We start from the raw sequence: 23,968 nt of genomic DNA, 5'->3' as shown, positions 1-23,968 counted from the left end.
TATAGACGGCATATCGGTTGCTTACGCAGCGCTCATAATGCCGGGGATCGCCCGTTACTCGAGCGCCGCGCCCTTCTTCTCGGGGATGAAGAACATCGTGATGAACGCGATGATGTAGATGGACGCGATGGTGGCCAGGGCGAAGCCGAAGCCGTGACCGGTGGCAATCGCCGCGATGACGACCGGACCGAGGCCGCCGCCGATGAAGCGGCCGGTGTTGTACAGGGCGGTCTGTGCGGTGGCACGCAGCTCGGTCGGGAACAGTTCGGAGATGAGTGCGCCGTAGCCGCCGATCATGCCGTTGGCGAACATGCCCATGAAGAAGCCGCCGATGAGCAGCGCGTTCGGATCCTTGAGCTGGCTGTACACCACCACCATGATGGCCGCGCCGATCTGGAAGATCCAGAATGCCGGACGACGTCCGAGGTGGTCGGCGAGGAATCCGAACACGGAGATGCCGAGCATCATGCCAAGCACGGTGACAGCGGTCCAGATGCCGGTGGAGGTCAGGGACAGGTTGAGTTCGGTGTTGAGGTAGCTGGGCAGCCAGGTCATGATGCCGAAGTAGCCGCAGTTCTGCACGGTGCACAGGATGATGATGGCGATGGAGAAGCGCACACGTTCGGGCGTGGAGAACAGCTGGCGGATCGAGCCGTGTTCCTTGGCGGTCTGGCGGTGCTTGAGGTACAGCGGGGGTTCGGGCACGAACACTCGGATGAGGATGGCCACGATGGCCGGGACGATGCCGATGGCGAACAGGCCACGCCAGCCGAAGGCGGTGAGGATCGGGGCGCTCAGCAGCGAGGCGAGCAGCACGCCCACCTGGAAGCCGAGTCCCACGCCGGAGGTCGCCTTGGCACGGTTGGCCGGGCTGGATGCCTCGGCGGCGATGGCCATGCCGATGCCGAATTCGGCTCCGATGCCCACGCCGGCGAGGAAGCGGAACAGCGCCATGAGGAAGAAGTTCGGGGCGAACGCCGAGAACAGCGTGAACACACCGAAGAAGATCACCGAATAGGTCAGCACGCGGATGCGTCCGTACTTGTCCGCCAGACGTCCGAATACCAGGCCACCCAGGAAGGCGCCGGCCAGCGTGATGGTGGTCAGCGTGCTCGCCGTGGTCTTGTCGATGTTGAAGCTGGCCATGATGCCGGACATCGCGAAGCCCAGGATCATCAGGTCGAGGCCGTCGAGCGCGTGCCCGACCGCCGAGGAGAATACCGCCAGACCGGCATAGTGCTTCATGCCGCTGGCCTTATCCACAGTCTCTTTCTCTGCCATGAACATGGCTATCCCTCCGCTCTTCTCGTTACGGTTCGGCGGAAGACTGTAGTGGATAAGGTGAACAGACGGGAAACAGGGCATGTCGGGCGGGACAAGCGCGCCCGGTTCAGTCCTCTTCCGTCTCCCTGCGCCTGCGGCGACGTTCCAATGCGTAGTAGCCGGCATAGCAGCAGGCGACGAAGGGAACCATGCAGTAGAGCGTGGAACGCTGCGTCTCGTCGAGCACCACAAGCACGAGCGCGCCGATGCACATGACGATGGCCAGCCACGGCAGCACCGGGAAACCGGGTGCCCGGTATCCAAGCTCGGATACGCTATGCCCCGTCTTCGCCCATTCACGGCGGAAGCAAATGTGGCACACGCACACGGAGAACCACACCACGAGCGTGGCCAGGCCGGAGACGGCCACCAGCACCAGGTATACGGTGGATGCGGCGATCACCGAGGAGAGCAGCGCGAGCAGCGATCCGGCCATGGAGAACAGCACGGCCCACACGGGCACGCCGTGGAAGTTCGTCTTGGCGAACCGGGCGGGGATGAGCCTCTCCTTGGCGAGCGACCAGACCATGCGCGAGCACACATACAGGCCGGAGTTCGCGGCGGAAAGCACGGCCGTCAACACCACGAAGTTCATCACGTCGCCGGCGAACGGCATACCAATCGACTGGAACACGAGCACGAACGGGCTGGTCTCCACGCCCGCCTGATGCCAGGGAATCAACGCCGCCATCACCGCGATGGACCCGATGAAGAACATGGCCAGACGGAACACCGTGGTATGCACGGCCTTCGGGATGGCCCGGCCGGGATCCTTCGTCTCGCCGGCGGCCACACCCACCACTTCGGTGCCGGAGAAGGCGAACACGACGGTCAGCAGCGTGGAGAACACGGGCGCGAACCCGTTGGGGAACCAGCCGTCCGATACGAAGTTGCCGAACAGTGGCGCATGATCGTATCCGGAAATCGGAATCGCGCCGAAAATCGCGAGCAGGCCGATGATGATGAACGCCACGATGGCGAACACCTTGATGGACGCGAACCAGAATTCGGCCTCGCCGTACAGGCGGACGGACAGGATGTTGAGCGCGAACACCACGGCGATGAACACGGCCGACCACACCCATGAGGGCGAATCCGGGAACCAGCGTTGCATAAGCAGGCCGGCGGCCGTGAATTCGCTGGCCAACGCCACAGCCCAGTTGAGCCAGTAGAGGATGGCGATGACGAACGCGCTGCCGGGGCCGATGAATCGTTTCGCATACAGGTGGAAGCTGCCCGCGTACGGCATGGCCACGGACAGTTCGCCGAGCGAGACCATCACGCAATAGACCAGCAGCGAGCCGACCGCATACGCCAGAATCGCGCCGAGTGGGCCCGCCTGGTGGATCGTGTAGCCCGAGGAGACGAACAGGCCGGTGCCGATCACGCCGCCGAGGGAGATCATGGTCAGATGACGGGATTCCATTTTCCGTTCGAGGCCGGTGCCGTTGGCCGCCCCGGTCGCGACGTCTGCATTCGATGCGCCGGTGGTGGCTGTGGCTTTTCCGTCGTCCGACATGCCTTAAACTCCTTTGGTCATGGGTGGGTTCCGCGGATGGACCTCCCCATGATAGCCGGACGTCGGCCTAGACGGTGAATCGGCGGGCGGACGGCCGCGACCGGGTCAGGACTGGCGCCAGGCCTTCAGTACGTCTGCCGGTACCCGGGAGGCGTCGAAACGGTAGTGTCCGGTGACCGTCATGTGCTTTTTGAAGGAGAAATAGTCGTTTTCGCGCTGCTCCTGGCCCATGTTGTGGATGACGTAGGTCAGTCCGCTTGCATCGCGTTTGTCGGAGATGACGCCGATGTGCTTGGTGTGCGCGAACACCACGATGTCGCCGGCCTGCCATTGGGCTTTGTCATTGGTGTCCGTGGTCAGGCTTTGCGCGTATTTGGCGAGGAACACGTCGAGCACGCCGGTGCGGCGGAAGTCGATGTTCGGGTCGGGATTCGGCGCCACGGCGGCGTAGGATGCGGGGTCGGCCGCGATGTCGGCGTCGACCATGGCTTTGAGATCGTAGCCGGCCTGGCGGAAGGCGCGCCAGATGACGTCGGTGCAGGCACCGCGGTCGTCCGGCGGGTAGCCGCCCTGATAGTAGCCGCTGTCGTACTTGGGTTTGTCTGCGGCGTCCTGCAGTGCGCCGGCGAGGATGTCCGCGTAATCGTCCGTGCCGTTGCCGTTGAAATCGACCGGACTGGCTTGTCTGGGGTATTGCCGTTGCGCCTCCTGTCGGGGCATGACCGACGTATCGTTGGCCTGTTTTCCTCCGGTGACGGAGGCGATTGATGTGGTGATGGCTTCGCTGAATGCGCCGCCCATCGAGCGCCATGGCAGACCGGTCATGTGGCGTATGGCCAGGGCTCCCCCGGCGGCCAGCACCATGACCAGCAGGACGGCGATGCATGTTCCGGCCCACCGGTTGGTCCGTCGATGATCCTGCCGGAGCATATCCCCATCCGATTCGCTTACATACTGTGCCATGGTTCGCCTCCGTTCGTGCCGGTCACGGCCATCAGCCTCACTGTATGATATTCAACCCGCCGCGCATCGTCGCATACAGGTTTTCTGTATGAATTCGACCATCCATACCATGAACAACGTGTTGTTTTAAATGAATAGTAGCTAAATTGAACATCACGTTGTCGAGAACAAAAGGCTCCCCTCTCTGAGGGGAGCTGTCAGCGAAGCTGACTGAGGGGAGTATCAGCACCAACCGACCACTCCCCTCAGTCTCACTTCGTTCGACAGCTCCCCTCAGAGAGGGGAGCCTTCACATCACAGCCGCTCACTTCACCTATACCCCAGTCCACCGGACTGTTCGCTTCACGGCTCGGTCCTCAGCCAGATAATTTACTGCCTACAGCTCGCGCAACTGGGCGGCGATCTGCACGGCCTCCACGCTGGCCTCGGCCTTGTTGCGGGTCTCCTGCCATTCGGTGGCGGGCACGGAATCGAGCACGATGCCGGCGCCGGCCTGGACGCTTGCCTCATGGTCGCGCAGGAACGCGGTGCGGATGGCGATGGCCATGTCCAGATTGCCGGAGAAGTCAAAGTAGCCCACGGTGCCGCCATAGATGCCGCGGTCGGCGGGTTCCAGCTCGTCGATGATCTCGATGGCGCGCGGCTTGGGGGCTCCGGAGAGCGTACCGGCCGGGAACGCGGAGGTGAACACATCAAACGCGGTCATGGACGGGTTCACGCGACCGGTCACGGTGGAGCAGATATGCATGATGTGGCTGAACCGCTTGATGTCCATGAGGGAGACGACCTCGACCGTGGTCGGGTCGCACACACGGCTCAGGTCGTTGCGGGCCAAATCCACGAGCATGATGTGTTCGCTGCGTTCCTTCGGATCGGCCAGCAGCTCCTTGGCAAGCTTCTCGTCTTCCTCCGGGGTGGCGCCGCGAGGGCGGGAACCGGCGATCGGGAAGGTCATGGCGTGACCGTTGTCCACCTTGATGAGGGTCTCCGGACTGGAGCCGATCACGTTGAAGTCACGTCCCTGCGCGTCGGTGAGCGCCATGAAGTACATGTACGGGCTCGGGTTCAGGGTGCGCAGCACACGGTACACGTCGAACGGGTCGGCGGGCGAGTCGATGTCGAGTCGCTGGGAGATGACCACCTGGAACACGTCGCCGTCGATGATATGGCGCTTGGCCTCCTCCACCGCGTGCTCGTAATGGCTTTTCTCGGTGCGGAAGCGCAGTTCGGGCTGTTCGACCGTCTCGTCCAGCACGTTGACGCGCGCCTCTCCCTGCGTGGGGGTGGCAGCGTCGCGCTGCATCTGGTCGAGTCGGGCCACGGCCTCGTTGTAGGCGGCGTCCGCTCGCGTGGGCTTGTCGTCCACGTTCACCGCATTGGCGATGAGCCATACGGATCCGGACACGTGGTCCACCACGGCGATGTCCGTGGCCAGGGCGAGCACAGTTTCCGGCTGGCCGGTCTCGTTCGGTGCCTCGGCGCGCAGCGTGGGCTCCCAATGGCGGATCGCATCCCAACCCACCGTGCCGACCAGACCGCTGGTCAGGTTCGGCAGGCCTTCCACATGCGGGGCCTTCAGCGCCTTCAACGTGGCATGGGCCACTTCGATCACGTCACCGGTGCGGGGCACGCCCGCCGGCACCTTGCCGAGCCAGTCGGCCTGACCACCGTTGGAGCGCAGCTGCGCCATCGAGTTGACGCCAATGAAACTGTAGCGGCTCCATGTGCCGCCGAATTCCGCCGATTCGAGAATGAACGTGCCGCTGCGGCCTCCGGCGAGTCGCTCGTAAAAGCCGACCGGCGTGAGCGAGTCGGCAAGCAGCCGGCGCACGATCGGAATCACACGGTATCCCTCATCGGCCAGCTCGTGGAACTGTTCGCGGCTGGGCCAGGTGGCACCCCACTTCAGGTGCTTGACGCTGCATTCGCTCATACGATCCTCCTTTGGAAAAGCTGTTCGGATGGGAAACCGGCTCACTGGTCGGCGGGACGGTGGCCTTCGACCACGGGCAGCGGACCGCCTTCGAGGAAGCAGCTGCGCTTGCCGGTATGGCACGCGGCACCCACCTGGTCGACCTCCACCAGAAGCGCGTCGCCGTCGCAGTCGAGCGAGACGCCCTTGACGTACTGCACATGGCCGGACGTGTCGCCCTTGCGCCAGTATTCCTGACGGGACCGGGACCAGAAGGTCACGCGACCGGTGGTCAGGGTGCGGCGCAGGGCCTCATCGTTCATGTATCCGACCATCAGCACCTCACGGGTGTCGTACTGCTGAATCACGGCCGCGACCAAGCCCTTGGCGTCGCGCTTCAGCCGTTCGGCGATGCGCGGATCCAGGGTTTCGGAGTTGTCGTATGCGATGGGTTCGGTGGTTGTGTTCGTCATGTCCTCTTGCTTTTTCCGTATGGTTTTTCGTTTCAGCGCACGGTGTAGCCGTGCTTCTTGAGTTCTGCCTTGACGTCGGCGATGGTCATGATGCCGTAGTGGAACACGGATGCGGCCAGCACGGCGTCCGCACCGGCCTCGATGGCGGGCGGGAAGTCCTCGACCTTGCCGGCGCCGCCGGATGCGATGATCGGGATCTTGACCTCCTTGCGCACGGCGCGAATCATTTCAAGGTCGAAGCCCTCCTGGGTGCCGTCGGCATCCATGGAGTTGAGCAGGATTTCGCCCGCACCCAGTTCCTCGGCGCGCTTGACCCACCAGATGGCGTCGATGCCGGTGGATTTACGGCCACCCATGGTGGTGACCTCGAAACCGGACTGCGTGTGCTGCTCGCCCTTCTCGCGACGTGCGTCCACGGAGAGCACCAGCACCTGGTTGCCGAAGCGGTCAGCCACGCGGCTGATGAGCGAGGGGTCGTTGATCGCCGCGGTGTTGACGCCGACCTTGTCCGCGCCACAACGCAGCAGGGAGTCCACGTCCTCGGGCGTGCGCACGCCGCCGCCCACGGTCATCGGGATGAAGACCTGCTCCGCGGTGCGCGAAACCACATCGATCATGGTGCCGCGGTGGGAGCTGGAGGCGGTCACGTCGAGGAAGGTGATCTCGTCGGCTCCCTGCCGGTAGTATTCGGCGGCCAGCTCCACGGGGTCGCCGGCGTCCTTGAGGTTCTCGAAATGCACACCCTTCACCACACGACCGGCGTCAACGTCCAGGCACGGGATGACTCGTACCGCCAACGACATGCTTCACTCCCCTGTTCGGCTTTGCAGTAACGCTCCTCAGCCTACCTATCTCCCGTTACATGGCCGCGGGCGTTTCTGGAATATGAGAACCGACATGATTGCGCGGGCCGCGAATGGTCGGGAAACGGACGCGCGCGGACGCGGACTGTGGGAGAATATGCGGTGGAATCATCCGCCAATCCAAAGGAGGCTGTCATGGCTGTGGAGAACAGCAAGGTACTGATCATCGTGAACAACTGGGGCATCGAGGAGACCGAGCTGACGCGCCCGCTGCGTGATCTCAAGGCCGCCGGCGCGCAGGTGACGCTCGCCGCCACCACGTTGGATCCGTGCGAGACCGTGCAGCATGACCGTTACGAGGGCGAGACGCTGACCCCGGATACCCGTCTGTCGGATGTGCAGGCCGCCGATTATGACCTGCTCGTGGTGCCCGGCGGCACCTGCAACGTGGACCGCATCCGCGTGAACGAGGACGCCATCGACCTAGCTCAGGAGTTCGCGCACGAGGGCAAGCCGATCGCGGCCATCTGCCATGGCGCCTGGCTGCTGGTGAACGCCGGACTGATCGCCGGCAAGACGGCGGCCCCCTGCCGCTACATCGCGGCCGACATCGAGAACGCGGGCGGCCACTACGTGGATGAGCAGGTGCACGTGGACGACGCCAACGGCTTCCGTCTCATCACCTCCCGCAAGCCCGACGATCTGGACTACTTCGTGTCCGCGATTAAGGATGCACTGAAGTAGACGGTTTTCCGGTGAGCTTGTGCCTCACCGGGTATGGAATCGGCCTTTGGCCGATGCTATTGATCCCGCAGCTTTCGCTGCGTGCTTCTCTCCCTCCGTCATCGGCTACGCCGATGACACCTCCCTCGTCAGAGGGAGGCTAGACTATATGTCATAGTCCTTGGCTCCCTCTGACGAGGGAGCTCCCGGCGTAAGCCGGGTGAGGGAGAGAAGCGGGCAGCGAAAGCTGCGGAAAACACAGCATCGGCCAAAGGCCGATTCCTTTTTCAGCAGCGGCGCTCAGCGTTCCTTGGCGGCGAGCTGTCCGCAGGCGCCGTCGATGTCCTGACCGCGGGTGTCACGCAATGTCGCGGTGATGCCGGCGGCGTGCAGGATCTCCAGGAATCGCGCTTCGTCCTCAGGCTTGGAGGCCGTCCACTTGGATCCCTCGATGGGGTTGAGCGGAATCGGGTTCACGTGCGCCCAATTGTCGCCATAATGGTTGAGGCGCTTGGCCAAGAGGCGCGCATGCTCGGCCTGGTCGTTGATGCCGCGCATGAGCGCGTATTCGATGCTCACGCGGCGTTTGGACGCCAGCCAGTAGTCGTGCGCGGCGTCCAACACCTGCTCGGTGTTGAAGCGCTTGTTCATCGGCACGAGTTCATCGCGCAGCTCGTCGCTTGGCGCGTGCAGCGAAACGGCCAGTCGCACCGGGATGCCTTCGGCCGTGAGCTTCTTGATGCCGGGCACCACGCCCACGGTGGATACGGTGATGTTGCGGGCGGAGATGCCGAATCCCTCGGGCGGCATGGCGGAGATCTGGCGTACGGCAGACAGCACGGACTTGTAATTGCCCATCGGCTCGCCCATACCCATGAACACGATGTTGCTCAGGCGTCCGGGGCCGCCGGCCACCTCGCCGTCGCGCATCATTTTGGCGGCCACGCGCACCTGTTCCACGATCTCGCCTGCGGACATGTTGCGGGTCAGTCCGAGCTTGCCGGTGGCGCAGAACGGGCATCCCATACCGCAGCCCACCTGGGAGGAGATGCACAGCGTGGTGCGCGTCGGATAGCGCATGAGCACGGATTCGATGAGTGAACCGTCGAACAGCTTCCACAGCGTCTTGATGGTGGTGCCCTGGTCGGCCACCTGACGGGTGACCTCGGTGATGAGCTGCGGGAAGAACGCTGCCGCGGCGTCATCGCGCTTGGCGGCCGGGAAGTCGGTGAACGCGGCGGCGTTCACATCGAAGTGGCCGTAGTAGTGGTTGGCCAGCTGCTTGACGCGGAACTTGGGCAGGCCAAGTTCGCTGGCGCGCTCGATGCGCTCCTCGGGAGTCATGTCCACGAAATGCAGCGGCGGCTTGCCTCGGCGGGCGTGGTCCTTGGACAATACATCGCGGAAGGCTCCCGCAGTGCCGCCCGGGGTGATGCCGGTTTCCGGGGTGTCGGTTTCCTGATTGGTCATGACGTTCGCTTCGTTCTCGAATCTTGCATTGATTAGTGACTGTCCTGCGACCGTCCGCCGCGTCACAGTCCGGTGACCCACAGCAGCGCGCAAGTGAACGGCGCGCTCATGAGGATGGAATCGACGCGATCCATCACGCCGCCGTGGCCCTTGAGCAGGTGGCCCATGTCCTTGATGCCGATGTCCCTCTTGAGCATGGAGGCGCACAGGTCGCCGAAGGTGCCCACCGCACCGATGAGGATGCCGGCCACGATCGGCACCCACCAGCGGGTGGACCAGGTGGCGGCATCGTACGTGCAGGCGAACACGGCGAATGCGCCGGCCATGGCGAACAGCATGGATCCGATGAGGCCCTCCACGGATTTCTTCGGGGAGATGCGCGGGCTGAGCTTGTGCTTGCCGAGCCATGCGCCGGCAAACAGGCCGCCCGTATCGGACAGGGCGGGCATGAACACCAGCATGATGGCGTGCGCCACGGGGTGGTCGTTGAACGTGAGCGGGATGATGATGCAGCTCGCCAGCAGCGGGATGTACAGCACGGTGAGCACGGAGACGGCCACATGGCTTAGTCGCGAATGGTGCTGTTCGCCGCCCTCATGGTTGAAGGACGATTCCAGACGGGCGCTGGCGTCCGTGCTGGAAAGCTTGCCGGCGACCGCCAGGGAGAGGCGGTTGCCGAAGCTGAGTTTGGCGCTGGCGGAGATCGCCACGAGGATGATCGAGACGATGATGCTCAGCGACATCGTGATGAGATGGTACGGGGAATAATAGGTGGCGAAGAGCGTGAGGGCCGAGCAGATCCAGAGCATGAGCACCGGAATGTGCAGTCCCACGGTGGCGAAATCGACCCTCAGCTCCCACAGCGCCAGAATCATGAACACCACGACCAACAGCACGAACAAGTCGATGCTGAACAGCAGGCAGCCGAGAATGATCGCGATGAGCACCACGGCCGTGCCGATGGCCTGTGGCATGTTGCGACCGGTTTTCTTGTTGATCTGGTCGAGGGTCTCCTCGGCCTCTGCGTGTAGTTGTTCGTTGCGTTCCATAATGCTCCGTACCGGGTCCGGGAATCAGACCTCCATGATCTCCTTCTGCTTGGTCTCCAGCAGGGCGTCGATTTCGTCGGTGACGGACTTGGTGACCTTGTCGAGGTCCTTGAGCAGACGATCGCCCTCGTCCTCGCCCATGTCGCCGTCCTTGACGGACTTGTCGATGGTCTCCTTGGTCTTACGGCGGATGTTGCGCACGGCCACCTTGCCGTCCTCGGCCTTGCCCTTGGCGAGCTTGACGTACTCCTTGCGGCGGTCCTCGGTGAGCTCCGGCATGGTCAGGCGGATGACGTTGCCGTCACGGTTCGGGCTGATGCCGAGATCGGAGTTGCGAATGGCCTTCTCCACGGCGGCGGCCTGGGAGGCGTCGAACGGGGTGACGGCCAGGGTGCGCGGCTCGGGGACGCCGATGGAGGCCACGGCCTTGATCGGGGTCGGGGCGCCGTAGTAATCGACCATGATGCCGTTGAGCAGGGCCGGGTTGGCGCGGCCGGTGCGGATGCCCGCGAAGTTCTCCTTGGTGTTTTCCACGGTCTTGGCCATCTGTTCCTTGGCCTGATCGATGAGGGACATATTCACTCCTTTTGATTGGTGGTGTTCGTCTGTGAACGCTTGGTATCTGATTGTAGGCGATTGCCGGAGGCGGCTCAGTCGGCCACGCGGGATTCGGCGGTGGAGACCAGCGTGCCGATCTCGTCGCCCAGCAGCGCACGGGTGACGTTGCCCTGGCCTTCGAGGCCGAAGACACGGATGCGCTTCTTGTTGTCGCGGGCCATGGACAGCGCGGAGGCGTCCATGACGGCCAGGTTGTCCACGAGGGCGCGGTTGTAGCTCAGCGTCTCGAAACGCTTGGCGTTCGGGTCCTTGCGCGGGTCGGCCGTGTATACGCCGTCCACGCCGTTCTTGCCCATGAGCACTTCGTCGCAGTGGATCTCGAGGGAGCGCTGGATGGAGACGGTGTCCGTGGAGAAGTACGGCATGCCGGCGCCGGCGCCGAAGATGACCACGCGGCCCTTCTCGAGATGACGGATGGCCTTGAGCGGAATGTACGGTTCGGCGACCTGGCCCATCGTGATGGCGGTCTGCACGCGCGTGGCCTGGCCCTCCTGCTCCAGGAAGTCCTGCAGCGCAAGGCAGTTCATGACGGTGCCGAGCATGCCCATGTAATCGCCGCGGGATCGGTCGATGCCGGCCTGCTGCAGTTCGGCGCCGCGGAAGAAGTTGCCGCCGCCCACCACGATGGCCACCTGGACGCCCTGCTTGACGGCGGGGACGATCTCCTCGGCGATGCGGCGAATCACCTGGGTGTCGATGCCCACCTTACCTCCGCCGAACGCCTCGCCGGAGAGCTTGAGCAGCACCCTGCGTGGCTTGTCCTGTTCAGTCATGTTGTGCCTTTCCTTACAAAAACGACAAGTGCCTGAAAATATCCAGTAGACAAGCGTATCGGTTTACGACGACACACCGATGCAGCGACACCCTGCCCATACGAAAAGCGCCACCCAACCTTATGTTGGATGGCGCTTCCCCTCGTCCGTACAGCGTTGCGTGCTGGACGATCACGCTGGTCGCACTGGGTCAGACCGGTGCGGAAGCGAGCGGGTCCTTACAGACTCACTCCTCCTCGCCCTTGCCGACCTCGATGCGCACGAAAGCGGTGGCGGAGCCGCCGACTTCCTTGAACAGGTCGCCCACGGTCTTGGACGGATCCTTGACGAACGGCTGCTCGAGGAGCACGACTTCCTTGAAGAAAGCGTTGAGACGACCCTCGACGATCTTCGGGACGATCTTCTCCGGCTTGCCCTCGGCCAGGGACTTCTCGGTGGCCACGCGGCGCTCGGACTCGACGACCTCGGCCGGGACGTCCTCGCGGGTCAGCCACTCGGCGCCCATGGCGGAGATCTGCAGGGCGGCCTCGTGGGCCACGGCGGCACCGGCCTTGTCGGTGGCGATCATGGCCACGATGCTCGGCGGCATCTCGGCGGACTTCTTGTGAGCGTAGATCTCGACATGCTCGCCGGAGACCTTGGCGTACTGGCCGACCTTGACGTGCTCGCCGAACAGGGCGGCGGCTTCCTCGATGGCCACCTTGACGGTGGAATCGCCGGCCTTGGCCTCCAGCAGCTCCTCGGCGGAGTTGGCGTCGGCTTCCACGGCGTAGCCGAGGATCTCCTCGGAGAACTCCACGAACTTCGGGGTCTTGGCCACGAAGTCGGTCTCGGAGTTCAGCTCGACGGCGTAACCGGTCTCGCCGTTGGCGCCCTCGACGACCTTGGAGGCGATGGTGCCTTCCTGGGCCTTGCGGCCTTCACGCTTGCCGGCCGCGGCGATGCCCTTGGCGCGGATGATTTCCTTGGCGCGGGCGACGTCACCCTCGGCCTCGGTCAGGGCCTTCTTGACGTCGAGCATGCCGGCGCCAGTGTCTTCACGAACCTGCTTGATCAGTGCGGCGGTAATTGCTGCCATTGATTTTCTCCTTGAGAATATTGCTTACCCAAAAACGATGGGAAGCGCTGTATTCAGGCACTTCCCATCGTAGAGCATCACTCGGCCTTCGGAGCCTCGGTTTCGCCCTCGGCGGCGGCCGGAGCGGCCTCAGCCGGAGCGTCGTTGGTCAGGAGTTCCTTCTCCCAAGCGGCCATCGGCTGCTCGGCGGACTCGCCGGCGGCCTTGTTGGCGCCGGAGCGCTCCAGCAGACCCTCGGCGACGGCGTCGGCCATCAGGCTGGTGAGCAGCTCGATGCCGCGGATGGCGTCGTCGTTGGCCGGGATCGGGTAGTCAACGATGTCCGGATCGGCGTTGGTGTCGACGATGGCGACGACCGGGATGCCCAGCTTGTGGGCTTCCTCGACGGCCAGGGCCTCCTTGGTGATGTCGACCACGAACATGGCGGACGGGGTACGGTTCATGTTGCGGATACCGCCCAGCTGCTTGTTGAGCTTGTCCTTCTCGCGCTCAAGCAGGAGGAGTTCCTTCTTGGTCAGGCCGGAGCCGTGCACGTCGGTGAAGTCCATCTCCTCAAGCTCCTTGAGGCGGTTCACGCGCTTGGAAACGGTCTGGAAGTTGGTCAGCATACCGCCGAGCCAACGCTCGGACACGTACGGCATGTTCACGCGGGTGGCCTGGTTGGCGACGGCTTCCTGGGCCTGCTTCTTGGTGCCGACGAAGAGCACGGTGCCGTTGTGGGCCACAGTGGTCTTGATGAAGTCGTACGCCTTGTCGATCATGTCGAGCGACTTGAACAGGTTGATGATGTGGATGCCATTGCGCTGGGTGAGGATGAACTGCTTCATCTTCGGGTTCCAGCGGCGGGTCTGGTGGCCGAAGTGCAGGCCGGCCTTCAGCATGTCGCTCATAGTGATCTGAGCCATGGTATTACTACCTTTCTTGTCGGTTCTTGCCTGGCCATGCGCACCTGCGTGCAGCCGCTCCCCCGCATGATGCGGGCTTGCAACCGACCGACACAGGCCGTCGCGAGCATGACGCGAATTTTTCGTGTGCCGGTTGACAATAATGGGTTGGCCCCGAACGCCAGCGACTGCGTCCGTTGCCGGGTGGCACACAAGTTTTCAGAATAACAGAAGGCCGGTACTATTGCGGCTTCCCGCAACGCACTGGCCTTTCGCCGAATCTCGTGACTCACCTGCCACGATTTGCAATAGCGGACCGCCTTCGGCGGACCCAATATCACCTTCGTTCGGCTATCGCCTCACTCAGGCGTCGCCTACGGACAGTCCACCGGACTGTCCGCCTAACGGTTCCGCATATAGCGGAGCGCCGCGCGACGCTCCTCCTTTTCGAGACGGTCAAGGTAGACGTGGCCGTCCAGATGGTCGCATTCGTGCTGGAGCATGCGGCCCATGAGGCCGTGGCCCTCCAGCACCACTTCCTTGCCGTCCAGGTCGATGCCGCGCACGCGGGCGTAGTCCGCGCGGCGGGTCTTGTACCACAGGCCGGGCACGGACAGGCAGCCCTCGTCGCCGTACTGTTCGCCGGAGGTCTCCTCGATGACCGGGTTGAGGATGTAGCCGATCTTGCCGTCGATGTTGTAGGAGAACGCCCTGAGGCTCACGCCGATCTGGTTGGCGGACAGGCCGGCGCGGCCCGGATCGTCCACGGTCTCCAGCAGGTCGTCGACCAGACGGCGCACGGCCGGGGTGATTTCCTTGATCTCGTCGCAGGGGGTGCGCAGCACCGGATCGGGCACGACCCTGATCTCACGGATGGCCACTGGTATTACTCCTCGTTCTTCTCGTCACGGTTCTGGCCGGTCTCGCCGTCCTCGCCGGCTGCGGATGCGCTCTCGCCGTCATCCTCGTCGTCCTCGGCTTCGGCCTTGGCCTTCTTGATTTTCTCCGATACGCTAGCAAGTGAATCCGACACGCTGGTGCGCATCTGTTCGGAGGCCTGCTTCATCTGTTCCGACGCCTGCTTGACCTGCACGGAGGCCTTCTTGACGGTTTCCGAGGTGCTGTCGATGATCTTGGCGGTGGCCGGCAGCGGCTTGTTGGAGGGCTTAGGGGCGTACAGTTCGTCCTCGATGACTGCGGCGTAGCGCTGCAGTACCTTGGGGCGCACCACCTTCATGCTCGGGGTGAGCGTGCCGTTGGCCTGGCTGAACTCCTCATCGAGGATCTCGAACTTGCGCACGGATTCGGCGCGGGACACGTTCGCGTTGGCCTGGTCCACGTACTGCTGGATGAAGGCGCGCACCGCGTCGTTCTCCTTGGCCTCGCCCAGGGTCATGTTCGCGTCCAGTCCCTGGCCTTCGAGCCAAGAGCGCAGCATCTCCGGGTCGAGTTCGATGAGTGCGGAGACGAAGGGCTTGCCATCGCCCACCACCACGGCGTGCGCCACGATGGGGCAGGTGTCGATGATGTCCTCCATCGGCGCCGGGCTGATGTTCTTGCCGCCCGCGGTGATGATGATGTCCTTCTTGCGGCCGGTGATGAACGTGAAGCCCTTGTCGTCGATGCGGCCCAGGTCGCCGGTCTTGATCCAGCCGTCGGCGGTCATGGCCTGGGCGGTCAGTTCGGGCTGCTTGTAGTAGCCGAGGAACACGTTCGGGCCGGTGAGTTCGATCTCGTCGTCCTCGCCGAGGCGCACGCCCATGCCGGGGCCGGGCTTGCCGACCGAACCGACCTCGTTGTCGTCCTCCCAGTTGACGAGCATCGGGGCGGCGGTTTCGGTCATGCCGTAGCCCTGGATGAAGGTGATGTCGTCCATGCCGTTGAAGAAGTGGGCCAGGTCCACGTTGAGGGGCGCGCCGCCGCAGGCCAGCCACCTCAGGTTCGGGCCGAGGGCGGAGCGGATGGACTTGCCCACCGTGGCCATGTAGAACGAATGCTTCATGCGTTCGATCGGCGAGTGTCCCTTGCCGCCCTGCTCGTCCTTGCTCCACTTGACGAAGTGCTTGACGGACTGGGCGAAGATGTAGCCCTGGATGCCGGCGCCGGCCTTCTGGGAGGCGGCGTTGTAGACCTTCTCGAACACACGCGGCACGCCCAGCAGGTAGGTAGGCTTGAAGCTGCGGATGTCCGCCAGCAGGTGCTTGGCGTTGGGGATGTATCCCACCACGCCGCAGCCGCCGATGGCCACGTACTGGATGTAGCGGGCGAAGCAATGGGCCAGCGGCAGGAACAGCAGTAGGCGGTTGTCCCGGTAGAGCATGCCGTTGAGGATCTCGTAGCCGTTGAGCACGATGTGCGTGTAGTTGCGGTTGGAGAGCATGGCGCCCTTGGGCTTGCCGGTGGAACCGGAGGTGTACACCACGGTGAGCAGGTCGTCCGCCTTGATGCGGGCGATGGCCTGGTCGAGCGCCTCGTCGCTCACGCCGGTGCCGAAGTCGGCCACGCCGTCGAGCCCGTCGGCCTTGAAGTTGAAGACGTACTTCATGCCCGGGTGGTTCGCGCGGATCTGTTCCAGCGTCTGTGCGCGCTGGGAGTCGCCGGCGAAGGCGATGACGGGGTTGACCTCCTCCACGATGGCGGCGGTCTGCTTGGCCGAGTCGGTCTCGTAGACGGGCACCACCACGGCGCCGATGGCCGCGCAGGCGAAGTCCGCCAGACCCCACTCATAGCAGGTGGGCGAGTAGATGAGGACCATCGTGCCGGCTTTGACGCCGAGGCCCATGAGGCCCTTGGCGATCTCGCGCACACGGGCGAGCATTTCGGAGGCGGTGGCGCTGTGCCATTGGTGGGTTTCGTCGTCCTGCCATTCGGCGATGGTGTCGTCCGGGGTGCGGGCGGCACGCTTGACCAGCAGCGAGAAGACGGTGTCCTCGTCGGTGGTCACATACCTGGGTGCTTCAACATGTTCACGCATGCTTTACACTATAAGACCCGCCGCGCCGAGAGTCGGGCACGGCGGGCCGAATCGGACGGACTTCGGCTTTGGGCCGAGCCGTCATCGCTTATCGGACATCCGCAAGGGACGTGTCAGCCGAGATCAGCGTACTGGCACATCCATCGGCTCCCGATGAATCTGAAGCGAAGAGTTACCCTGACATCTTCCTGGCCGATGGTCATGAACACCGCCATCTCCAGCGTCTCCTGGCTGACGATTACACCGTCGATCAGCGTGGGGACCGTGGGCAGATAGCAGAACTTGGCCTTGTCCGACGGATGGGTGAGCATGTGCGCGTCCAGCAGGTACTGCATAGTGCGCAACCGTTCGAGACAGGGCTGGGTCATGGCCCGGTGCAGCCGGTCCACGCTGAGCTTGCCGCGTACGGCGTCCGCCGACGTGCAGGCGATCCGGCATGCGGCCAGGGCCATGGTGTGGCATTCATCGGCGTTCATGCCGCCGATGAATGTGGGCTGGATGTGATATCTGACCGGTCTGTCGGACAGCTCCACGACGATAAAACCGTTGAAGCCCGGCAACGGATCGTACCTACGCCCATGGGTAAAGAAGAAATAATGATCCATGGTGGTTATCCCCTTCTGATAGGTTGCATGGCCCCATCCCCCAATGCGCCGGCCATACCCCCTAACAACAACACGAAAGGCGCGCCAAGTCAAACGACCCAGCGCGCCTCGAATCGGCGTCATTCCTTGGAAATCAAGGGTTAGCGCTCACATACGGCAGCCTTTAGCGTGCGGAATAGGGGTTGACCACCATGCCGCAACGCTGGAAGTTCTTCACGTCCACGTAACCGGTGGAGGCCATGGCACGCTTGAGCGCTCCGATGAAGTTGGTCTTGCCGTCCGCCTGGTGGCTCGGTCCGAACAGGATCTGCTCCAGGGAGCCGACCGTGCCCACGGTGGTGCGGAAACCACGCGGCAGAGTCTGGTGACGGGCCTCGGCACCCCAGTGGGTGCCCTTGCCCGGAGCCTCAGTGGCGCGGGCCAGCGGAGCACCGAGCATCACGGCGTCGGCACCAAGGGCCAAGGCCTTGACGAAGCTGCCGGAGTCGCCCATGCCGCCGTCGGCGATGACCTGCACGTAGCGGCCGCCGGACTCGTCCATGTAGTCGCGACGGGCCTCGGCAACGTCCGCGATGGCGGTGGCCATGGGGGCCTGCACGCCGATGGTCTGGCGGGTGGCGGATACCGCGCCGCCGCCGAAGCCCACGAGCACGCCGGCCGCGCCGGTGCGCATGAGGTGCAGGGCCGCGGTGTAGTTGGTGGCGCCGCCCACAATGACCGGCACGTCGAGGTCGTAGATGAACTTCTTGAGGTTGAGCGGGGTGTGGCCGGCCGAGACGTGCTCGGCGGAGACCACGGTGCCGCGGATCACGAACAGGTCCACGCCCGCGTCCACCACGGTGGAGTAGAACTGCTGGGTGCGCTGCGGCGAAAGCGCACCGGCCACGGTGACGCCGGCGGCGCGGATCTCATGCAGACGCTGCGTGATGAGCTCGGGCTTGACCGGCTCGGCGTAAATCTGCTGGATGCGCTTGGTGGCCTCGTCGGCGGGCAGGCCGGCGATCTCCTCCAGCAGCGGGGCCGGATCCTCGTAACGGGTCCACAGGCCCTCCAGGTCGAGCACGCCGAGCGCGCCCATCTTGCCCATGGCGATGGCGGTGGCCGGGCTGGTCACCGAATCCATGGGGGCGCCGAGCACCGGCACGTCGAACTCGTAGGCGTCGATCTGCCAGGACGTGGAGACGTCCTCGGGATCGCGCGTGCGACGGGACGGAACGATGGCCACATCGTCAAGCGCATAGCCGAGACGGCCCTTTTTACCCAAACCGATTTCAATTTCCTGAGACATGGCTTCAAGACTATTGCCGGGGACGGACTCGGAGGCAAGGCATGTCCATATTCTCGTCACGCACGGTCCGGCGTTACAAACATGAGATATGAATTGAACCATCTTCACACCATCTACAGGGAGGGAACATGGCCAAAATCAAGGTCGAAGGCACCGTTGTCGAACTCGACGGCGACGAGATGACCCGTGTGATCTGGAAGGACATCAAGGACCGTCTTATCCTGCCGTATCTCGACGTGAACCTTGACTACTACGATCTGGGCATCCAGCACCGCGACGAGACCGACGACCAGGTGACCATCGACGCCGCCCATGCCATCCAGAAGCATCACGTGGGCGTCAAGTGCGCCACCATCACCCCCGACGAGGCCCGAGTCAAGGAATTCGGGTTGAAGAAGATGTGGAAGTCCCCCAACGGCACGATCCGCAACATCCTGGGCGGCACCATCTTCCGCGAGCCCATCGTGATGAGCAACGTGCCGCGTCTGGTGCCGGGTTGGACCAAGCCGATCGTGGTGGCCCGCCACGCCTTCGGCGACCAGTACAAGGCGACGGACTTCAAGGTGCCGGGTGCCGGCCAGCTGACCGTGACCTTCACCCCGGACGACGGCTCCGAGCCGATCCAGCACGTGGTCTACAACTACGGCCCGGACGGCGGCGTGGCCCAGGTGCAGTACAACGTGAACGACTCGATCCGCGGTTTCGCGCGCGCCTGCTTCAACTACGGCCTCATGCGCCACTACCCGGTGTACCTGTCCACCAAGAACACCATTCTCAAGGCCTATGACGGCCAGTTCAAGGACATCTTCGCCGAGGTCTTCGAGACCGAATACAAGGACAGGTTCGAGGCCGAGGGCCTCACCTACGAGCACCGCCTCATCGACGACATGGTCGCCAGCTCCCTCAAGTGGCATGGCGGCTACATCTGGGCCTGCAAGAACTACGACGGCGACGTGCAGTCCGATTCCGTGGCGCAGGGCTTCGGCTCGCTGGGCCTCATGACTTCCGTACTCATGACCCCGGACGGCCAGACCGTCGAGGCCGAGGCGGCGCATGGCACCGTGACCCGCCACTACCGCCGTTGGCTCAAGGGTGAGAAGACCTCCACCAACCCGATCGCCTCCATCTTCGCGTGGACCGGCGGCCTGAAGCACCGCGCCGACCTGGACAACACCCCCGAGGTGCGTCACTTCGCCGAGACGCTGGAGAAGGTCATCGTGGACACCGTGGAAGGCGGCCAGATGACCAAGGATCTCGCCATGCTGATCGGTCCGGACGAACCGTGGCTCGATACCGAGGGCTTCATGAACGCGCTGGACGAGAACCTGCAGAAGGCCCTGGCCGACTGATCCCGACCTCCGTTCCCACCACGATCGCTCACGGGTTCTCCCTGGGCTCCCCTTGTCAGGGGAGCTGACCGCGCTGCGGGCTGAGGGGTAGTCCGCAGCGATTCCGGCTGATTTCATTCCACGTTCCCACCCTGATCGTTCCCGGATATGTGACGATTTCCCGTCATGTGTCCGGGACTTTTCATATACCGGCGACTAGTATCGTTATTCAGTTCGTTTCCGACATCCGTTTTCAGGATCCCAAGGAGGTTCCGTACGCCTATGGTGTCCGCACGCCGTCCAGCCACCGTCCTCACCGCCTTCGCCGCCGCCTGCGCGATGGCGCTTTCGTTGACATCCTGCGCCTCGGACTCCGACCGGAACGACACCAACGGCGACACCACGATCACCAGCACCTCCCTTGGCGCGGTGGCCCTGTTCACCCCGTCCGACGGCATCACGCTCAGCCAGCAGACCCCGTTGAACAAGTGGGCCAAACTCACGCCGGACATCACCGACGCACTGGTCGACGCCGGATTCAGGAAGGGCGACGTCTCGCACACCACTTCCGATTCGTTGGACAAACAGAGCCGGGCGATCCAGGACTACGTGGTCGATCATCTGTCCAGCAAGGGCGAGACGAGCGATTCGGGCATCACCATCACCCCCGAGAACACGACGCTGCTGGTCGCTCCGGTGGTCGAGGCCGACGCCTCCACACGGCAGTACGGCGATTACGTGAGCCAGGAGCTGAGCACCAGCGGCGATGAGGTGACCGCCGAAGGCTCCGCCGACGCCGACGAGTCCTCGGACTCTTCATCATCCGATTCGTCCGGGTCATCGAAGGACGAGGCTTCCGCCGATTCGTCCGACACCGCCACCGATACTACGGCGGACAACGCGCAGGCCGAGGCCGTGGACCGTCTGGTCTCCTCGCTGAAGCTGGCCAAGGAGTCCGGCATGCACGTGGTGCTGCTGGGCAACAGCATCGAGGGCTATAAGCCGGACGCCTTCGCGAAGTTCTCGGACGCGCAGTCCATCGGTCGGCTGCAGGCGGAGAAAATCGTCGCCAAGCTGCAGCTCACCAAGGCCAGCAAGGACAACCCCAAGTACATCGAGGTGCTGTTGCCGTACACCCCGGCGGACGCCAAGGGCACGGCCGGTGATTCCACGTTCGCCCGCGAGGCGTTCCGCGGCATCTGGCAGGTGCTCGGCGCGTATTACCAGAAGGGCGTGGTGAAATCACCCTCGGGCACGCTGGACGCCAAAACCACCGAGAACGACTGGCAGCTCGTGGCGTACGACGCCTCCAAGGAAGGGTCCAGCGCCAAGACGCTTTCCACGCGCCTGGCCACGGATGACGGGGCCGACTCCCCCACGCGCATCGACGCCGTCCTCGCGCTCAACGACTACGTGGCCTCCGAAGTGGTCACCGAACTGGACGACCTCGGATACACCGGTTCGGCGGCGGACATCAACCCGCAGATCACCATTTCCGGCATCGTGGGCAACATCACCGGCAAGAAGGATCTGAGCCGCCAGGCCGTGCCGGATCCCATCAAGTCGCCCGAAAACGACGACGCCAACACGTCGGACGGCTCCGGCAGCGGCAAGGACTCCACCGCCACGGACAAGGCCAAGGATGCACAATGGCCGCTGGTGACCGGATACGGAGCGTACGTCTCGAACATCCCGTCCGTGGTCAACGGCAAGCAGTGGATGACCGGCATGGAGAACCGCAAGGCCTTCGCCTCGGACATCGCCGAGGCCTGCACGAGGCTCAACAAGGGCCAGGAGCTGGAATCCATGGTTTCCGTGCGCAACACCCAGGTGGGCGGTGTCAAGAAGGTGCCGACCATCAACGAGCCGCTTCTGGCCGTCAGCGCCAGCAACCTCAAGGCCACGCTCATCGATCCCGGCTACATCACCCTCGCCGACGCCGGCCTGTGAGAGGCGGACGGTCCCTCTCGCCTCTGCTCCGCCATCGCGGCTCCCCTGTCAGCGGAACCGATTGAGGTCGGTTGTGCCGGCATCCAGCAATACGACTATTCCAGCGGTTTCAATGCGATTCTTTTGTTTCCGCTGACATGCTCCGGATCCAGATAATCCGCGGCGCCACGTTTGAGCCCCCAATGCAGGCATTGGTCCTTGCAATGGTCCGACTCCCCTTCGACCGTACCGATGGTCTGGCCGCGCGTCACCTTCGTGCCGACCGCGAAGTCGGTGCTTGCCGGTTCGAAGGTCGAGACCACGCCGTTGGAGTGCCGCACGCTGACTACGTCCTTGCCGGCGACTTTGCCGGCGAAGCTCACCGTTCCGGCCTTCGGCGCGAGTATGGCCGTGCCTGTTTCGGCCGCAAGGTCGATGCCGCGATGTCCCGGTGACCAAGTATTCAACGGACGCTCGAACTTCTGTTCGATTATCACCGTTTCGACCGGCCAGCCATACAGGGCCTCGCATTGCGAGACCGCGGCGCCGGACGGATACGCCGGTATCTCGCCGGCATCCGCATCGGCGACGATCCCGATTCCCAATGCTAGGACCAATCCGATGACGGACATGCACGCGATCGCGGCATCGATGCGCCGGCGTTTGCATTCGTCCTGCAGCCGTTCCCATTCACGTCGTTTCGCCGCCCGAATCATCTCGTCGCGCCGCCAGTCAAGCCAATTGTTCATGTCATCTCCCATCGATGAGTCCATTGCAATCCGGAGCAACATCGAGCCGCTCCACGCCGGCATCGGTGCCGGCCGATTCCACCCTGAGGGACCGCGGCGTGCATGTCCAGCCGGAACGGGGTATGTGGTTCGAGCTTGCAAAGTTATCCACATCAACGGCTCTTGCACGTTGTCCAACGGTCATCTCCGGCCTCCTACCCTCATCGCATGGCATAATGAGGACCGGTATCGGCGGGATCACCGCAATGACGCGAGAGGGAAAGCCAGTGAAGATCTGCGAAGTGCCGCTCAGCGTGAATCCGTTCAGCCAGGGCAACATCGAGCCGATGATCATGATTGGCGTCGGCGCGGGCGGGGTGATGGCCACGTTGATTCTGGCATTCATGTTCTTCCGCAAGCCTGGTATGTGGCGTGCGCATCCCCAATCGGTGGCATGGTATGTGGCCATTGCGGCGATTCAGGCGTTCATTGCGATAGCCGTCGGCATGACCATGGGTTCATGGCATCATGGAGTGTCTCGACGCGCTGTGGAGCGGGCTTGCGGCGTATCGGATTTGCACGTGAACGGCGGCAGGACATTCGCCTGGCTCGAAGATCCCGGATACCCATATCTGGGCGGAGAAACCCGCTACGGCCCGCTGTGGTTCACGGATGGAGGGAAGGCCGTCGCCGGAGGCATCACGCTGCAAGGCGATACGGCGACCTTGTATGAGGGCGATTACGACAGCAACATCACGGTGAATGTGCATGACGCCGGCGAAACGGTGTTCCTGCATCTCTTCTTCATGGCCCTGATCATGTTCCTGATGCTGTTCGTGGCGTTTACGATCGTGATGGCCAGGAAACCGATTGAGGATGAGCCCACCATGGCGTTCGTCACGTGGCTCTGCGTGTTCATCATCGTTCTCATGACCGGTATCAGCATTCCGGTGGTCGACGCCCGTTGGATCATCCCAGTCACGCTGGCGCTGCTGCTCGAGGATATCGCGGCGTTTGCCGGCCCATTTGTGCTGGTCAAATGGCTGGCTTCGCGAAGGCGCCGCTCCCGGTCGGATCCCAACGGCCCTGTATACCAGCCAGAGGAACATGCCTAGACGCGACGAAGCCCCTTGAATATTCAAGGGGCTTCATATGGCTCCTGCGACTGGGCTTGAACCAGTGACCGTCCGATTAACAGTCGGATGCTCTGCCAACTGAGCTACGCAGGAATAATTATTGCACCCAAGATTTCTCCTGTGCACGAGTCATATATACTACATGTCTCCCGTAGAAATGCAAATCGCACGCATGCATAGCATGTCGCGCGGAATCATACGGAAATCGGCTTGCATGCATTCCCCGGCGAAGACACTCCGCCTTCGCTATTGACTTTACTGACAGTAAAGTGTTAGACTTTACTTGTGCGCAAGTAAAGATAATCGCTGTAGTCGATTGGAGACCACAATGGACAGCACGCCCCCCACCCAGTCCTCTTCTCCCCCTGTCTCTTATACCCCTCTGACGCTGC

At 63.4% G+C, this 23,968-nt stretch carries 21 protein-coding genes and 1 tRNA gene; 4 read left to right on the top strand and 18 right to left on the bottom strand.

Annotated features, from left to right (window positions below):
* Positions 1-54: 54 nt before the first annotated feature.
* The 6 genes from DF196_RS00830 to hisF all read right to left on the bottom strand — a co-directional run bounded on the left by DF196_RS00830 (position 55) and on the right by hisF (position 6,993).
* Positions 55-1,281, bottom strand: a complete 1,227-nt coding sequence (locus tag DF196_RS00830) for an MFS transporter (protein WP_206603760.1) — start codon at positions 1,279-1,281, stop codon at positions 55-57.
* A 109-nt stretch (positions 1,282-1,390) separates the two neighbouring features.
* Complete coding sequence (locus DF196_RS00825) at positions 1,391-2,749, bottom strand: amino acid permease (RefSeq protein WP_109056178.1); 1,359 nt, start codon at positions 2,747-2,749, stop codon at positions 1,391-1,393.
* A 198-nt stretch (positions 2,750-2,947) separates the two neighbouring features.
* Entirely contained in the window at positions 2,948-3,805 is an 858-nt protein-coding gene (locus DF196_RS00820; protein ID WP_170114953.1) for a DUF1287 domain-containing protein, read from the bottom strand.
* A 376-nt stretch (positions 3,806-4,181) separates the two neighbouring features.
* Positions 4,182-5,738 carry an anthranilate synthase component I gene (locus tag DF196_RS00815; protein ID WP_109056048.1) on the bottom strand — a complete coding sequence of 519 codons (1,557 nt, stop codon included), beginning with the start codon at positions 5,736-5,738 and terminating at the stop codon, positions 4,182-4,184.
* 41 nt (positions 5,739-5,779) lie between these two features.
* Complete coding sequence (gene hisI / locus DF196_RS00810) at positions 5,780-6,190, bottom strand: phosphoribosyl-AMP cyclohydrolase (RefSeq protein WP_109056047.1); 411 nt, start codon at positions 6,188-6,190, stop codon at positions 5,780-5,782.
* A 32-nt stretch (positions 6,191-6,222) separates the two neighbouring features.
* Entirely contained in the window at positions 6,223-6,993 is a 771-nt protein-coding gene (gene hisF / locus DF196_RS00805; RefSeq protein WP_109056046.1) for an imidazole glycerol phosphate synthase subunit HisF, read from the bottom strand.
* 195 nt (positions 6,994-7,188) lie between these two features.
* Between hisF and DF196_RS00800 the strand changes: the two genes are divergently transcribed.
* Complete coding sequence (locus tag DF196_RS00800; RefSeq protein ID WP_109056045.1) at positions 7,189-7,737, top strand: type 1 glutamine amidotransferase domain-containing protein; 549 nt, start codon at positions 7,189-7,191, stop codon at positions 7,735-7,737.
* A 279-nt stretch (positions 7,738-8,016) separates the two neighbouring features.
* Here the strand turns inward: DF196_RS00800 and rlmN are convergent, their stop codons facing one another.
* From rlmN to DF196_RS00750, 10 genes are all read right to left on the bottom strand, one after another.
* Entirely contained in the window at positions 8,017-9,186 is a 1,170-nt protein-coding gene (gene rlmN, locus DF196_RS00795) for a dual-specificity RNA methyltransferase RlmN (RefSeq protein WP_109056044.1), read from the bottom strand.
* 62 nt (positions 9,187-9,248) lie between these two features.
* Positions 9,249-10,235, bottom strand: coding sequence for a phosphatidate cytidylyltransferase (locus DF196_RS00790; protein WP_109056043.1), 987 nt, complete (start codon positions 10,233-10,235; stop codon positions 9,249-9,251).
* 24 nt (positions 10,236-10,259) lie between these two features.
* Complete coding sequence (frr, locus tag DF196_RS00785) at positions 10,260-10,811, bottom strand: ribosome recycling factor (protein WP_109056042.1); 552 nt, start codon at positions 10,809-10,811, stop codon at positions 10,260-10,262.
* Positions 10,812-10,885: 74 nt separating this feature from the next.
* Positions 10,886-11,626: a UMP kinase gene (gene pyrH, locus DF196_RS00780; RefSeq protein WP_109056041.1), complete on the bottom strand. Its 741-nt coding sequence runs from the start codon at positions 11,624-11,626 to the stop codon at positions 10,886-10,888.
* A 226-nt stretch (positions 11,627-11,852) separates the two neighbouring features.
* A complete protein-coding gene (tsf, locus tag DF196_RS00775; RefSeq protein ID WP_109056040.1) occupies positions 11,853-12,704 on the bottom strand; it encodes a translation elongation factor Ts in 852 nt (283 codons plus the stop codon).
* Positions 12,705-12,781: 77 nt separating this feature from the next.
* Positions 12,782-13,609, bottom strand: a complete 828-nt coding sequence (gene rpsB, locus DF196_RS00770; RefSeq protein ID WP_109056039.1) for a 30S ribosomal protein S2 — start codon at positions 13,607-13,609, stop codon at positions 12,782-12,784.
* A 380-nt stretch (positions 13,610-13,989) separates the two neighbouring features.
* Entirely contained in the window at positions 13,990-14,469 is a 480-nt protein-coding gene (gene def, locus DF196_RS00765) for a peptide deformylase (RefSeq protein ID WP_109056038.1), read from the bottom strand.
* Positions 14,470-14,474: 5 nt separating this feature from the next.
* The gene (locus DF196_RS00760; protein WP_109056037.1) at positions 14,475-16,562 is read right to left on the bottom strand and encodes an AMP-dependent synthetase/ligase; all 2,088 of its coding nucleotides are present in this window, start codon (positions 16,560-16,562) and stop codon (positions 14,475-14,477) included.
* Positions 16,563-16,675: 113 nt separating this feature from the next.
* Positions 16,676-17,167, bottom strand: a complete 492-nt coding sequence (locus tag DF196_RS00755) for a hypothetical protein (protein ID WP_241519525.1) — start codon at positions 17,165-17,167, stop codon at positions 16,676-16,678.
* Positions 17,168-17,330: 163 nt separating this feature from the next.
* Positions 17,331-18,455 carry a GuaB3 family IMP dehydrogenase-related protein gene (locus DF196_RS00750; RefSeq protein WP_109056036.1) on the bottom strand — a complete coding sequence of 375 codons (1,125 nt, stop codon included), beginning with the start codon at positions 18,453-18,455 and terminating at the stop codon, positions 17,331-17,333.
* 128 nt (positions 18,456-18,583) lie between these two features.
* Here DF196_RS00750 and DF196_RS00745 point away from each other — a divergent pair, with 128 nt between their 5' ends.
* Both DF196_RS00745 and DF196_RS00740 read left to right on the top strand, forming a co-directional pair.
* Positions 18,584-19,804, top strand: coding sequence for an NADP-dependent isocitrate dehydrogenase (locus DF196_RS00745; protein WP_109056035.1), 1,221 nt, complete (start codon positions 18,584-18,586; stop codon positions 19,802-19,804).
* A 261-nt stretch (positions 19,805-20,065) separates the two neighbouring features.
* Entirely contained in the window at positions 20,066-21,733 is a 1,668-nt protein-coding gene (locus tag DF196_RS00740; RefSeq protein WP_109056034.1) for a substrate-binding domain-containing protein, read from the top strand.
* Between the two features lie 95 nt (positions 21,734-21,828).
* Here DF196_RS00740 and DF196_RS00735 read toward each other — a convergent pair whose 3' ends face one another.
* On the bottom strand, positions 21,829-22,524 hold the full coding sequence (locus DF196_RS00735) for a M23 family metallopeptidase (RefSeq protein WP_241519524.1): 696 nt from the start codon (positions 22,522-22,524) through the stop codon (positions 21,829-21,831).
* Between the two features lie 152 nt (positions 22,525-22,676).
* On the opposite strand from DF196_RS00735, the gene DF196_RS00730 reads away from it, so the two are divergent.
* Positions 22,677-23,555 carry a hypothetical protein gene (locus DF196_RS00730; protein WP_146194641.1) on the top strand — a complete coding sequence of 293 codons (879 nt, stop codon included), beginning with the start codon at positions 22,677-22,679 and terminating at the stop codon, positions 23,553-23,555.
* Positions 23,556-23,593: 38 nt separating this feature from the next.
* Here DF196_RS00730 and DF196_RS00725 read toward each other — a convergent pair.
* Positions 23,594-23,669 (bottom strand) — tRNA-Asn (locus tag DF196_RS00725).
* Positions 23,670-23,968 lie beyond the last annotated feature (299 nt).

This window comes from Bifidobacterium callitrichidarum (assembly GCF_003129905.1).
GTDB lineage: Bacteria > Actinomycetota > Actinomycetes > Actinomycetales > Bifidobacteriaceae > Bifidobacterium > Bifidobacterium callitrichidarum.
The sequence above is the reverse complement of the archived record's forward strand: the minus strand, read 5'-3'. Positions and strand labels throughout refer to the sequence as shown.